This window comes from Secundilactobacillus folii, assembly GCF_009720675.1.
GTDB classification, from domain to species: domain Bacteria; phylum Bacillota; class Bacilli; order Lactobacillales; family Lactobacillaceae; genus Secundilactobacillus; species Secundilactobacillus folii.
Map to the genome: position 1 here is coordinate 1 of NZ_WNJO01000043.1, position 432 is coordinate 432.

Annotated in this window: 1 protein-coding gene; it reads right to left on the reverse strand. The window is 58.6% G+C overall.

From position 1 onward, the window contains the following. The coding region (locus tag GM612_RS12275; protein WP_173021290.1) for a hypothetical protein at positions 1 to 432 on the reverse strand (432 nt) is incomplete at both ends.

Sequence of the window (432 nt, forward strand, 5' to 3'; positions counted from 1 at the left end):
GTGACGTAGTAGTCACTGGCCGTCACGCTGACGGCATCGGGTACTTGCGTCTTACCGTAAGTCCGGTTACCACTGTTATCCACGGTCGTGGTATCCGTACTCCGCGTCCCATCCGTCGAGGTCCCAGCGCTCGCATGCGTCAACTCAACCCCGCCATCCGGCAGATCATTGGTGGCCGTGGTCTTACCACTGGTACCACTCTGACCGGCGGCGATAGTGATCGGCGTGAGCGCAGCGGCCCCCTTCGGTGTCTCCGTCACGGTGATGACATTCGTCGTATGATCCAGCTCGACGTGGGTCTGATCGCCATCACTCCAGGTCTTATCAATCGTGGTGATCACGTCATTCCCATTCTTCTTGGTCGACGTGGTCCCACCATCAGGATCCTTGGTCGTGGTCGTGACGTAGTAATCCGTCGGCTCCACACTCAGA